Here is a 13147-nt window from a genome sequence, read left to right as displayed (position 1 = left end):
GCCGCTCAGCGCGAAAATAGCAACCCGTTCGGCAACCGGTTGATGGCAATGGGAAATTGAGTCTAGCACCCGCGGCTTTTGGCCCACAACTACGAGTTCCTGGGCGGCGTTTGCCGTCAATCGCCATGCAGTAATTCGTACTTGCCGCCGCGTTCCAGCGCCCGCTGATAGGCCGGCCGCGCGTGAATGCGCTTCAGGAAATCGACCACGGCCGGAATCTGCCCTTCCATGCCGCCGCGCGCGGTGGCGGCTTCGAGCGGGAAGCTCATCTGAACATCGGCCGCGGTGAAATCATTGCCGACAAACCAGCCGGTCGCCGCCAATTCCAAGTTGATGTAGCCAAGGTGCAGCTTCAACTGCGGATCGACGAAGCTCGATTGCAACGTCGAGGCGATTTTGCGGGCAATCGGCCTGGCGAAGAACGGCATCGGCGCGCTGGCGATGCGCAGCGCAACCAGTTTCAGCAGCAGCGGCGGCATCGCCGAGCCTTCCGCATAGTGCATCCAGTAGGTGTAACGCAGACGCGCGGGCGTGCCCGCTGCGGGCGCGAAACGGCCTTGGCCGTACTTGTCCACCAGATACTCGATGATCGCGCCGGATTCGGCGAGGGTCTGGCCGTCGTCGGTAATGATGGGCGACTTGCCGAGCGGATGCACGGCGCGCAACTCGGGTGGCGCCAGCATCGTTTTCGGGTCGCGCTCGTAGCGCTTGAGCTCGTACGGAACGCCGAGTTCTTCGAGCAGCCACAACACGCGTTGCGAGCGGGAGTTGTTCAGATGATGGACGGTCAGCATGGGCGAGCGACGTTGGCTTGTGAAGTGTCACATCATAGGGATGTTGTGCCGAGGCGTGGCTCTAGTCGCCAGTCGCCAGTCGCTTGTTGCTGGCCCCCGGCTTGCGTCCTTCGCCGCGGTTCAAACCCTGGACTTGCCGCCCATCAACTGGTTCGACGGCAACGTTTCGTCGAGCAGCTTGCGCGCGCTTTCGATACCGGCCACCGGCAGGCCCTCGGGATTCAGCAAGCCGACCTGTACCAGCACCGAGGCCTGATCCCAATAGATGTGCTCGTTGTACAGCTTGTCGCCACGGAAACACACCACCGCCAGCATCGGCACTTCGAAATATTTGCCGGTCGGCGCGACGCCAGGCAGCAGCCAGTCGATCTCGCAGCTATGTGTGCAACTGAAAATGAATTCGTCGACGATGCGATCCGCGCCGATCGTGCGCGAAATCGGAATCAGCTTCGTATCGGCAGGATTCGAATTGACGAAGTGATGCGTGTAGAACCGCTTGAGGTTGTCATGACCCACGCCGCCTGTCATGGTGGGCACGTGATTCACATAGGGTTGGGCGACCATGGTCGGCATGACGGCCTCCACGTCGCGCGTGGCGAACTCGTAGTAGCAATGCGCTTCCCACAACGCGTTCAGATCGTAGACCGGACCCAGCACCTTGCGCAGCATGGCGAGCGTGCGCGAATAGGCCATCATCGCGGCGGGTTTGTCGTACTGCGGGCGTGACGGTGCGGCGAAGGCGTGATCGCAACCGGGGTACACGTATTGCTCGATGTGCGGACGCGTGCGCAATGCCGCGCTGATTCGTTCACGTGTTTCGGGCGGACAGTGCGAATCGTTTTCGGGGAAGTGGAACACCATCGGGCAGCGCACGGCCGGCACTTCATCCAGATACGATTCGAGGCCGACACCGTAATAGCTGGCTGCGCAGTCCACGTCGGTGCGCGCCGCGGCCAGGAACGCCAGCTTGCCGCCGAGACAATAGCCGACTGCGCCCACCTTGCCGGCCTGCTCGGGCAACGCGCGCAAGGTCGCGACCGTTGCCGCGATATCGTCGACGGCGAGATCGACGTCGAACTGCCCGAGGTAGTCGAGCGCCTGCTTCATATCGGCTTCGCCATAGCCGAGCGAAATGCCCGGCTCGATCCGCCAGAAGAGATCCGGCACGACCACCACATAACCTTCTTCCGCGAAGCGATCGGCCATCGACTTCATGGTCTCGTTGATGCCGAAAATTTCCTGCAGCAGCACGAGCCCCGGGCCCGAGCCTTGCGCCGGACGTGCGACGTAGGCGTTGAAACGGCCGCCATCCTGGGCGACGACTTCGATGAAAGAGGCGGCCATGCGGTGTGTCTCCGACGAAAAAGAGGCTACATGAAGGGCTTACCTGAGCGTACGCAATTCAAAGCGCTTGAGCTTGCCGGTTTCGGTGCGCGGCAGCGAATCGATGAAAGCGATGACGCGTGGGTACTTATACGGCGCCACGCTATTTTTCACGAAATCCTGCAGTTGCGCGACCAGTTTGTCGTCCCCCGTATAGCCCGGGTTCAGCACCACGAAGGCTTTGACGATCTGCCCGCGCGTTTCGTCCGGCTCGCCGATCACGCCGCATTCGGCCACCGCGTCGTGTTGCATCAGCACGCTTTCCACTTCCGGGCCGGAGATGTTGTAGCCGGCGGAGACGATCATGTCGTCGGCGCGGGCCTGATAGAACACGTAGCCGTCTTCGTCGAGATAGACCGAGTCGCCGGGAAGATTCCAGCCGTTACGGACGAACTTCGCCTGCCTGTCGTCGGCGAGATAGCGGCAGCCGGTCGGCCCGCGTACCGCGAGTTTGCCGATCGTGCCGGGCGCGACGGGTTGCATCGCGTCATCCACGGCTTGCACCACGTAGCCCGGCACCGCGCGGCCAATCGCATGCGGGCGGATCGCGTCGCCTTGTGCGGAGATGAAAATATGGATCAGTTCTGTGCCACCGATTCCGTCGATCATGTCGATGCCGCTTGCGTCGCGCCACAGGCGGCGTGTCGAATCCGGCAACGCCTCACCCGCCGAGACTGTTTTCGTCAGGCTCGACACGTCGTGATGCGCGACCAGCGGCGCCATTTGCCGGTAGAACGTCGGCGCGGTGAACATGATCGTTGCGTGAAAACGCTCGACGGTTTGCAGCAAGGTCACGGGCGTGAGCCGCTCGATCAGCACCGTCGACGCACCCACGCGCAGCGGAAAGCACAGCATGCCGCCAAGGCCGAACGTGAACGCGAGCGGCGGCGTGCCGCAAAAGATATCGCTCGATGAAGGCTTGAGAACGTGACGCGGAAACAGATCGCACATCGCCAGTACGTCGCGATGAAAGTGCATGCAGCCTTTCGGGGCGCCCGTCGTGCCGCTGGTGAAGGCGATCAGGCAGACGTCGTCGGCGGCGGTGTCGCAGGCGGTGAAGCGGTCTGGTTTGTTGATCGCGAGCGTGTCGAGCGAAGCGGCGGAGTCGTCGTGAAACAGGAGCGTTTGCTTAAGGCCCGCGCAGTAAAACTCATCCTGCGGATTGTTGCAGCGCGCGAGCTCCTCGGTCAGGCGTGCATCGCAGAGCGCCGCGCTGACTTGCGCTTTCTCGATGATCTGCTTGAGTTCCTTCGCACGCAACAGCGGCATGGTGGGCACCACGACGAGGCCGGCTTTCAAGGCGGCGAGCGCGGTTACCGCCATATGCAGCGTATTCGGTCCACGCAGCAGCACGCGGTTACCCGGCTGCAAACCCATTTCGTCGACCAGTACATGCGCGCTGCGATTGACCAGTGCAAGCAACTCGCCATAGGTAGTGGCTTGTGGCTTTCCGTCCACCTCCGACCAGATCGCCGGACGATCGCGATGTCCCGCTTCGATGGTTCTGTCGAGCAATTCCGTCGCGCAGTTGAAGCGCGCCGGATAGGCAACATCCGGATTGTCGAGCAGAAAGACAGGCCATTGATCCTGCGGCGGAAGATTGTCGCGCGCGAAGGTATCGACGTGTGCTGACGGTTCCATCATGGTCTCCCGGGCGTTGAGCCGGCTGAATGCGCTTCGGTTGGCGTGGTAGCTGGGTGCTTCGTAGTAATGGGCTTACTGAGCGATCACTGCCGTTGCTTCGATTTCGACCTTGGCTTCGTCTTCGATCAACGCGACGACCTGAACCGCGCTCATCGCAATGTCGTAATCGCCGATCAGGTCGCGAAACGCACGGCCGATATCTTTCAGTGAGGCGAGGTATTCGCGCTTGTCCGTGACGTACCACGTCATGCGAACGAGATGCTCGGGTGTGCCGCCTGCTTCGTGCAGGACGGCGAGCACATTCTTGAGCGCCTGAATCGCCTGCTGTGCGAAGTCGGTGGTCTGGAACCGCGCCTGTTCGTCCCAGCCGATCTGGCCGGCGATGAACACTTGCGTGCCGGTGGCCGCGACGCCGTTCGCGTAGCCGCGCGGTTTGATCCAACCGGCTGGGAGGAGAGCTTTTTTCATGAGCGATGCGCCTCGGTGGATTCGGGCTGTGGAGCAAACGTCGCGAGCGCGCTCGCGATGTCGGCGGGAATGTCGATGGAGGTGCCGCGTTCGAGCGATGTCGTCACGAGCACCTGTTTCGCGCGAAAGCGGGTTTCGTCGCCGTAGTAGCCGACGATCTCGATGCTGATCGAGCGGCGGCCGATGGCCACGACGCTGAGTGCCAGCGTGATCGTTTCACCCATCTGGCTCGGCCGCGAAAACTCGCAATCGAGTTTGACGATCGGCAAGCCGACGCGGCGTTGCGCGATCATCTGCGCGAAGTCGATCCGCAGGCCTTCGTTGAACCAGTCTTCGACCAGCGCGTTGGTCATCACCAGATACTGCGGAAAGAACACGATGCCGGCTGGATCGCAGTGCGAGAAGCGGATACGGACCGGCCGTTCGAAGGTCGCGCTCATTTCGCCGCGTCCCCGGTGACTTGCGCAGCGTGGGCCTTCAGGAGGTCGCGGCCGACGATCAGTTGCTGCACTTCGGTCGCGCCTTCGTAAATCCGCAGTGCACGAATCTCGCGATACAGCATCTCGACGGCCGTGCCGCTTTGCACACCCATGCCGCCGTAGAGTTGCACGGCGGCGTCGATCACCTGTTGCGCGCCTTCGCTTGCGTGCCATTTAGCCATTGCGGCTTCACGCGTGACGTTTGCGCCTTGATCGCGCAACCAGGCCGCGCGATAAACCAGCAAGGCGCTGCTGTCGATCGTCAATGCCATCTGCGCGAGCCTGGCTTGCGTCAGCTGAAAATCGCCGAGCGTCTGTCCGAACATCTTGCGCGACGCGGCACGCGAGAGGCCCTCGGCCATCGCATGTCGCGCGAAGCCCAGCGACGCAGCCGCCACCGACGTGCGGAAGATATCCAGCGTACGCATCGCCAGCTTGAAACCTTCACCGGGTGCACCGAGCATCTGGCTACGCGGCACACGTGCACCGGCAAAATGCAAACGCGCAAGCGGATGCGGCGCGATTACGTTGATACGTTCGGCGATTTCCAGGCCCGGCGTGTCGGCGTCGACGATGAACGCGGTGATGCCGCGCGCGCCTGGCGCTTCGCCGGTTCTGGCGAACACCACGTAGAAATCGGCGATGCCGCCGTTCGAGATCCACGTCTTGTCGCCGTCGAGCACATAGGCGTCGCCGTCTTCGCGCGCGCTCAATGCCATCGCGGCGACGTCGGATCCCGCTTCCGGTTCCGACAAAGCGAACGCGGCGAGAGCAGTACCGTTGACCACGCGCGGCAAATAGCGGGCTTTTTGCTCGTGCGTGCCACCAAGCGAGATCGCGCCCGAGCCGAGCCCCTGCATGGCCAACGCGAAATCGGCGAGACCGGAATGTTTGGCGAGCGTTTCGCGCAGCAGGCACACGGTGCGGGTGTCGATAGTATCGCCGTGGCCGCCATACGCCTCACCGCCGACACCGTATTTCAGCCAGCCTGCCGTACCGAGTTCACGGACCAGACGACGGCAGGTCGCATCGACGTCGTCGTGCTCTACGTGCGTGAGATTCGCGCGGCACCATGCCTCGATACCCGCGGCCAGCGCCCGGTGGCGTGGTTCGAAGAACGGCCAGGCCAGCGCGCTGTGCAGATCCAGATCGCCCTTATCGCTGTTCGTGCTCAATTCAATCTCCCTCGAACACCGGGCGCGACTTCGCGGCAAACGCGCTGTACGCCCGTTCGAAATCGCGTGTGCTCATGCAAATGGCCTGGGCTTGCGCTTCCGATTCGATCGCTTCGTCGATGCTCATGCTCCATTCCTGGTGCAGCATCTTCTTCGTGATGCCATGCGCGAAAGTCGGGCCGGCGACGAGATCGGCGGCGAGCTTCTGGGCGTCGGCGAGGAGCGCTGCCGGTTCGCACAGGCGGTTATAGAAGCCCCAGGCGTGGCCTTCGTCGCCACTCGCCGAGCGGCCGGTGAACAGCAATTCGGCGGCGCGCCCCTGGCCGATGATGCGTGGCAGGATCGCGCATGCGCCCATATCGCAACCCGCGAGGCCGACGCGTGAGAACAGGAACGCGAGCTTGCTGCGCGCGGTGCCGAGGCGCATGTCGGACGACATCGCCAGAATCGCGCCGGCACCGGCGCAGACGCCGTCGACCGCGGCAATGATGGGTTGCGGGCAATGGCGCATGGCTTTGACCAGATCGCCGGTCATGCGCGTGAACAGCAGCAGTTCCGGCATCGGCAGATCGATCAGCGGCGCGATGATGTCGTGCACATCGCCGCCGGAGCAGAAGTTCTCGCCAGCGCCGTGAATCACCACCGCCTTGACGTCGGTCGCGTAGGTCAGTTGCCGGAACAGATCGCGCAATTCCGCATACGACTCGAAGGTCAGCGGGTTCTTGCGCTCGGGGCGGTTCAGCGTGATCGTCGCGACCTTGTCGGCGACCGACCAGCCGAAGTGCCGCGCCTCATAACCGGCGAGTGTCAGGCGGTTGCCGGCCAGCAGCGCGTCGGCGTTGGATCGTGTCATGTGTGTCTCCATGCAATGCTCAATTCGGTGCGGCTCAATCTTTCAGACTGTCGAGCAGGTGTTGTTTGAGTTTGCCAAGACGCTGGTGGGTGCGCGATTTTTCGTCGAGGCTCAGGCCGCCGAACAACTCGACGACCCATTGCTCATGCGCCACCGCCATCTTGTCGAACGCCTTGCGGCCAGCCGGTGTCAGACATACGCTGATCGAGCGGCGATCGTTCGGATCGGTATCGCGCGAAACCAGGCCTTCTTTCTCGAGCTGATCGGTAATACCGGTGACATTGCCGCCCGTCACCATCAAACGGCGCGACAACTCGGTCATCTTCAGGCCTTCCGGATGACGTTCGAGCTGCGCCATCAAATCGAATCGCGGCAACGTGGTGTCGAATTCGTTGCGCAGGCGTTTGCGCAGTTCGGCTTGCACGAGATTGGTCGTGGTCAGCATGCGCAGCCACAAACGCAAGCCCATGTGACTATCGGCGCCCGTGCTCATTTCCAGATCCACGACGTTCTCCGCTGGTTTGGCAACACCTTTGCGCGGCGGTTTGCTTTCCGCCGCCGTGGGCTTGTTGATGTTCGACGACTTGCTCACATTACTTCTCCACCGGAGATGGAAATGGATTGGCCCGTGATTGCGTCCGAGCCGGGTTGGCAGAGCCATAGCACGGCATGGGCGACCTGCTCCGGACTCACGAAGCGATGTTGCGGATTCGAACGCAGCAAGGTTTCGCGCGCCTGCTGTTCGGTGCGCGCGGTCTTGGTGGTGATCTGTTCGAGCGATGCGTGCAGCAGTTCGGTTTCCGTATAGCCGGGACAGACTGCGTTGACGGTGACGCCTTTCGTCGCAACTTCCAGCGCGAGTGAGCGAGTCAAACCGACTACGCCGTGTTTCGCGGCGCAATAAGCGGCGACATACGCGTAGCCGATTTGCCCCGCCGTGCTCGCCACGTTGACGATGCGGCCGTGGCCGCGTTCGAGCATGCCGGGCAACACGGCGCGCGTACCGAGAAACACACCGGTGAGGTTCACGTCGAGCATGCGCTGCCAGAGCGCCATGTCGGTATGCGTGAATGGCGCGGCTTGCGCCTGGCCCGCGTTGTTGACGAGGATGTCGATTGCGCCGGCTTGCGCGAATGCACTGGCTACGGAGTCTTCCTGTGTGACATCGACACTGACGCAAGCAACCTCGCCGAGCGCGTGGATTTTTTCCCGCTGCGCATCCAGACGTTGCGCGTTGCGGCCCATCAGGGTGACCCGCGCGCCGGCACGTAGCAATGCTTCGGCCACCGCCGCGCCGATGCCGCTGCCGCCGCCAGTGACGACGGCATGTTGTCCGGCGAGTGTTCTGCTGAGCGTATTCACGTGGTTCCTTCAGCGCGTTGCGCGCGTTCTTGTGGCGATAGCCCCGCATTCGCAGCGAGCTGGGCGCGCTCACGTTCGAGATTGCGTTCGAGTTGCGATTTCGCGGCGGTGTAGGGCTTCGGCCACATCACATCGAAATAGCCGATTTTTGCGGCCTCATTGAGTGTCCACGACGGATTCGCCAGATGCGGGCGCGCAATCGCGCAGAGATCGGCGCGGCCCGCCGCGATGATGCTGTTCACGTGGTCCGCTTCAGAGATCGCGCCAACGGCGATCGTCGCAATACCGGCCTCGTTGCGCACGCGGTCGGCGAATGGCGTCTGGAACATGCGGCCGTAGACGGGCTTTTCCTGCTTGCTGACCTGGCCCGACGATACGTCGATCATGTCGGCGCCGGCCGCCTTGAAGGCACGGGCGATTTGCACGGCGTCGTCGGGCGTGGTGCCGCCTTCGACCCAATCATTAGCGGAAATCCGTACGGAAATCGGTTTGTCTTGCGGCCAGACGGCGCGGATAGCCTTGAAGATCTGCAACGGGTAGCGCAGGCGGTTTTCCAGCGAGCCGCCGTATTCGTCCGTGCGATGGTTGGTCAACGGCGACAGGAAGCTCGATAGGAAATAGCCGTGCGCGCAATGCAGTTCGAGCCAATCGAAGCCCGCCTGGGCGGACATTTGCGCGGCGCGCACGAACTGCGCTTCGATTTCGCTTAACTCGTCTTTCGTGGCTTCGCGCGAGTGTTGGCTGATGCCGTTCAAGTATTGCTGCGGTGAAGCGGAGACGAGCGGCCAATTGCCTTCGTCAAGCGGTTGGTCGATGCCGTCCCAGGCCACGCGCGTCGAGCCTTTTGCGCCGGAATGGCCCAACTGAATACCGATCTTCGCGTCCGACTGTGCATGCACGAGATCCACAATGCGCTTCCATGCCGTGAGATGTTCGGGCGCATACATGCCGGGACAGGCGGGCGTGATGCGCCCTTGCGGCGACACGCAGGTCATTTCCGTCATCACGAGCGCGGCGCCGCCCATGGCACGGGCGCCGAGATGCATCAGGTGATAGTCGCCGGCGATACCGTCGACGGCGGAGTACTGCGCCATCGGCGAGACGACCACACGGTTTTTCAGCGTGACGCCGCGCAACGTGAAGGGCGTGAACATGGGCGGGACGGAGTGCTTTTCAGGCGCGCGCTCAATGCCGGAGCGTTGTGCGAGCCAGTCTTCGAAGCCGGACAGGTAGCGCGCGTCGCGTTCGCGAAGGTTCTCGTGCGAAATGCGCTGCGAGCGCGTAAGCAGCGAATACGCGAACTGTTCGGGCTCGAATGACGTATAGCGGTCGACATGCTCGAACCACTCCGTCGAATTGCGCGCGGCGTTCTGAATGCGCAGTACGTCGATGCTGCGCACGTCCGTGTAGTGTTTCAGTGCGGCCGGCAAGTCGCCAGGATGCGCGCCGATGCTGTTGGCCAGTTCGATCGAATCTTCGAGCGCGAGCTTGGTGCCCGAGCCGATCGAGAAATGCGCGGTATGCGCCGCGTCGCCCATCAGCACGATCGGCGTTCGGGTGCCATTTGCGTTATTGCGCCAATGGACCCATTCCTCGTTGACGACACGCGGGAAGCGAATCCACTGCGACGAACCACGCAAATGCGCGGCGTTCGATAGCAACGCATTGCCGTCCAGATAGTTGGCAAACAGCTTCTCGCAGAACGCGATGCTGTCTTCCTTGCTCATCTCGTCGAGACCGGCGGCACGCCATACATGTTCCGGCGTTTCGACAATGAAGGTGGAGGTCTGGTCGTCGAAACGATAGGCGTGCGCCTGGAACCAGCCGAATTCGGTTTCTTCGAAGGCGAAGGTGAAGGCGTCGAAAAGTTTTTTGGTGCCGAGCCAGACAAAGCGGCAGTCGCGCATGTCGATGGCGGGCTTGTAAGTGGCCGCGTGTTTCTGGCGGACCGCGCTGTTGGCGCCGTCGCAGGCAACGATCAGGTCGGCCTCGTAGGTCGTGTCGTCCGTGACCTGGGTTTCGAAAACCAGCTTGACGCCCAGCTCTTCGCAGCGCGCCTGCAGGATATTCAGCAGACGTTTGCGGCCGATGCCGCAGAAGCCGTGACCCGACGAGCGGATCTGTCTGCCACGGAAATTGATCTCGATGTCGTCCCAGTGGTTGAAGGCGTCGAGGATCGCGTCGGCGCTCGGGGCGTCGGCGGCGCGCAGATTGCCGAGGGTCTGGTCGGAGAACACCACGCCCCAGCCGAAGGTGTCGTAAGGACGGTTGCGTTCGACCACCGTGACGTCGTAGGCCGGATTCCGGCTCTTCATTAACAAGCCGAAGTACAACCCAGCCGGGCCGCCGCCGATACAGACGATGCGCATGATGATTCCCCCACGTGAACTTGCTTTGAAGGGTAATTTAGGTCTAGATAGTTTAGATGTCAAGTAAATGGTGAAGCTTACGGCCCGACGTGGCGAGTACTTTCACCATCGGGCCGCGCGCGCAGCGGTGTCGCGCTGCTGTTTACCTTATTCGGGCCGCAGCGTGGCGGCAGGAACGACCGTTTCGATACGGCCGGTCTTCACGTCGTACACAAGACCGCCTACCGTGAACGTGCCCGGGAAATTCGGATTGGCTTTGAGCGCCGCCACGTCTGGCGCGACTGCCTTGTACGGATCGGTGATCGCGAGATCGTCGAGTTTGTCTTCGGCGACACCCATATATTTCGACAGCAACTTCGGCGCGTGATGGTAGCAACCGTTGATTCCACAATCGGTATGCTGCAGGAGGACCAGGTTCCAACCGGCGCCCGCTGGCTGTCCCGCCGCCCGCGAAACGGCGCCGAGAAGCGTCATTGTTTCGAGCAGCGCCGGATTCACGCGTCCTCCCACATTGCGGATCACTGCCGTTTCGCCGGGCGCCAGTTTGAGTACATCCATCGGATCGACACGCGGGTCGACGCAGCCAACGGGCGCGCTTGCTGCGGCAGTCGCCGGCCTTGGCGTTCTCTCGACGACTTCATGGGCGTCTCGATCGGAGGTCGATCACGGGGCGCTCGTGCGGTTACTGCCCGAATGGGAAAATGGCCGACTTGCCCGTGCATGCGTATTTCCCGATGGGGCGCACTACCCGGATGGCGGGTCGTGCATTTGTGGACTTCATCGCGGCTGAATTGAGGAAAGAGCCGTTTGATCGCCGCTAATGGGCGGGACCGATGCCAGGCGCGCGGCCAGCTTTGACGTTGACCCCATGGTGGCGAAGGACATTGCAGAGAAGGGCGGGGCACTTCATCTGATCGTGCAATAATTTTCTACGAATCGAATACCCCTTGTCGCTGAGATCGAACACCGCGCTACCGGTTCGATCGTTTTGCAGGCCCCGCTGGAATACCAGGAGTTTTGTCGTGTTTCCTCTGAAATCCACACTGGTTCATACGAAGGCCGCGTGCGCCCTCGTTCTCATGGGGATGTTGGCGCAAATCGGGACTCCAGCGAACGCCGCCACTGTCAACCACGCGGCAGACGCCGAGGCCCCTGCTTCTACCCAATTTTCAGCCGGACATCCTTTTGTCGGCGACGATCCGGTTGCCATTCGGGATACGTTGGCGAACCAGCACATTCATGTCGCCCCGCCTTCCTTACGCGAGCGCGTTCAAAGCCTGATTCCCATTCCCACCCACAAGCAGCGCCCGAATTCCGACTTGGCGGCGGCCAATCTCGACCGCGATCTGTTTTTCCTGGTGCGTGTGCCGTACGGGATCCGGTATCGGACAGAGACGCATCAGTTGACGGTCAGCGCGGATCTGTCTGGTGACGAAAATCAGCGGGGCATCCTGCTGCAGGAGACGACGACTGGCCCGAGTGGCCGAGGGTTGGTGATCGCGCCGGAAGCGAGGTCCAAAGGGTTCATCCAGCATATCGATACGATTGAACTCGAGTCCGGCGAAAGTAAGAACAGCACGGTTCGTGGACGCGTGACGCTCTCACGGACTGCGTACGCCGAAGCGAATGGGGACTTCGCGATTGTCCTCGTGGGTCGCCTGGTGCCACCGTATCTTATCGACCAGAGCAATCACAGCGATCCGACCGATGACGAGCCTACGGACATCACGAGACGAATCTCCAGGTTATACGTCAATGTTCGCGCTGTCTGGCTGGTGAGTCCACAGCGGGGCATCGTGCTATCAAAGTCGCTGCGTCTGTCGAAGTAGCGTTTTCTCCAATGGGGCAGCGCCGTGGTCGCGCTGTTGATTGCGCGTCTCACGTTGATCCGGTTGTGCTGCCGGCGCAGCGCCCGCAACCTGCCCACGCCTACTTCGGCCTTTCTTTTTGCAAGCCTGCTCTGGGCCGCGCTGTTCGGCTTTGGTACTTTCCTGTGCAATACCAGCGGAAACCAGACGCTTTTTCTGCTCGGCAACGTTTGTGCGGTGGGCGTGATCGGCGGACTGGCCGGACGCAACGCAGGCACGCCGCGGCTCGTGCTGCTCCAGATTTCGTTCATTCTTGCGCTACTGGGTCTGGGCGCGGCGCTTTCGCCTGGCTGCTTCGCTGGACGCACCCCACGCGCGGCGAGCTTTCTCCCTCCGCATTTATTCCCACGGCGGAACGCACGGGCCTCATCCTCGCACTCGGGGAGTGGGCCTTGCTGCAATCGTGTACGGAAGCTGCCACGTCGCGTGATGCCGTGAGCGTCGCTGTCAATGTTTCGCCGGTGCAATTGCGGGAGGAAACTTTCGCCTCGACGGTGGCCGCGATCCTTCGCAAGACGGGGTTGCCGCCGGCGCGGCTGAATATCGAAGTTACGGAAACCGTGCTGTTGAGGGACGACACCGTTACCCGGCACAACGTCGAGAAGCTTCGCGCGTTGGGAATCGGGCTGGCGCTCGACGACTTCGGTACGGGCTTCTCAACCATGTCCACGCTTGTGCGCTTCTCATTCGACAAGCTCAAGATCGACAGTTCGTTCGTGAAGGAGTCCGTGCATCGGCGCGAATCGGCGGCT

12 protein-coding genes and 1 pseudogene are annotated in these 13147 nt (G+C 62.1%); 2 read left to right on the top strand and 11 right to left on the bottom strand.

Annotated elements, in window-relative coordinates:
• Window positions 1–116: 116 nt before the first annotated feature.
• The 11 genes from QOC89_RS09455 to QOC89_RS09405 form a co-directional block, all read right to left on the bottom strand.
• Complete coding sequence (locus QOC89_RS09455; protein ID WP_323044781.1) at window positions 117–794, bottom strand: glutathione S-transferase; 678 nt, start codon at window positions 792–794, stop codon at window positions 117–119.
• A gap of 120 nt (window positions 795–914) precedes the next feature.
• Complete coding sequence (locus QOC89_RS09450; RefSeq protein WP_323044780.1) at window positions 915–2138, bottom strand: dienelactone hydrolase family protein; 1224 nt, start codon at window positions 2136–2138, stop codon at window positions 915–917.
• Between the two features lie 39 nt (window positions 2139–2177).
• Window positions 2178–3818: an AMP-binding protein gene (locus tag QOC89_RS09445; protein ID WP_323044779.1), complete on the bottom strand. Its 1641-nt coding sequence runs from the start codon at window positions 3816–3818 to the stop codon at window positions 2178–2180.
• 75 nt (window positions 3819–3893) lie between these two features.
• Complete coding sequence (locus tag QOC89_RS09440) at window positions 3894–4289, bottom strand: RidA family protein (RefSeq protein WP_323044778.1); 396 nt, start codon at window positions 4287–4289, stop codon at window positions 3894–3896.
• Complete coding sequence (locus QOC89_RS09435; RefSeq protein ID WP_323044777.1) at window positions 4286–4729, bottom strand: thioesterase family protein; 444 nt, start codon at window positions 4727–4729, stop codon at window positions 4286–4288. The genes QOC89_RS09440 and QOC89_RS09435 overlap by 4 nt, the downstream gene beginning before the upstream one ends.
• Entirely contained in the window at window positions 4726–5943 is a 1218-nt protein-coding gene (locus tag QOC89_RS09430; RefSeq protein ID WP_323044776.1) for an acyl-CoA dehydrogenase family protein, read from the bottom strand. The genes QOC89_RS09435 and QOC89_RS09430 overlap by 4 nt, the downstream gene beginning before the upstream one ends.
• 1 nt (window position 5944) lies before the next feature.
• Window positions 5945–6796 carry an enoyl-CoA hydratase family protein gene (locus QOC89_RS09425; RefSeq protein ID WP_323044775.1) on the bottom strand — a complete coding sequence of 284 codons (852 nt, stop codon included), beginning with the start codon at window positions 6794–6796 and terminating at the stop codon, window positions 5945–5947.
• Between the two features lie 34 nt (window positions 6797–6830).
• A complete protein-coding gene (locus tag QOC89_RS09420; protein ID WP_323044774.1) occupies window positions 6831–7388 on the bottom strand; it encodes a MarR family transcriptional regulator in 558 nt (185 codons plus the stop codon).
• Window positions 7385–8158 carry an SDR family NAD(P)-dependent oxidoreductase gene (locus QOC89_RS09415; RefSeq protein WP_323044773.1) on the bottom strand — a complete coding sequence of 258 codons (774 nt, stop codon included), beginning with the start codon at window positions 8156–8158 and terminating at the stop codon, window positions 7385–7387. The genes QOC89_RS09420 and QOC89_RS09415 overlap by 4 nt, the downstream gene beginning before the upstream one ends.
• On the bottom strand, window positions 8155–10527 hold the full coding sequence (locus QOC89_RS09410) for a bifunctional salicylyl-CoA 5-hydroxylase/oxidoreductase (RefSeq protein ID WP_323044772.1): 2373 nt from the start codon (window positions 10525–10527) through the stop codon (window positions 8155–8157). The genes QOC89_RS09415 and QOC89_RS09410 overlap by 4 nt, the downstream gene beginning before the upstream one ends.
• A 147-nt stretch (window positions 10528–10674) precedes the next feature.
• Window positions 10675–11085, bottom strand: coding sequence for a carbonic anhydrase (locus QOC89_RS09405; protein WP_416340384.1), 411 nt, complete (start codon window positions 11083–11085; stop codon window positions 10675–10677).
• A 464-nt stretch (window positions 11086–11549) separates the two neighbouring features.
• On the opposite strand from QOC89_RS09405, the gene QOC89_RS09400 reads away from it, so the two are divergent.
• Both QOC89_RS09400 and QOC89_RS09395 read left to right on the top strand, forming a co-directional pair.
• A complete protein-coding gene (locus QOC89_RS09400) occupies window positions 11550–12356 on the top strand; it encodes a hypothetical protein (RefSeq protein ID WP_323044771.1) in 807 nt (268 codons plus the stop codon).
• A gap of 3 nt (window positions 12357–12359) precedes the next feature.
• A pseudogene (locus QOC89_RS09395) lies at window positions 12360–13147 on the top strand (EAL domain-containing protein); the annotation flags it as partial.

It is taken from the genome of Paraburkholderia sp., assembly GCF_034668105.1.
Classification (GTDB): Bacteria; Pseudomonadota; Gammaproteobacteria; order Burkholderiales; family Burkholderiaceae; genus Paraburkholderia.
The sequence above is the reverse complement of the archived record's forward strand: the minus strand, read 5'-3'. Positions and strand labels throughout refer to the sequence as shown.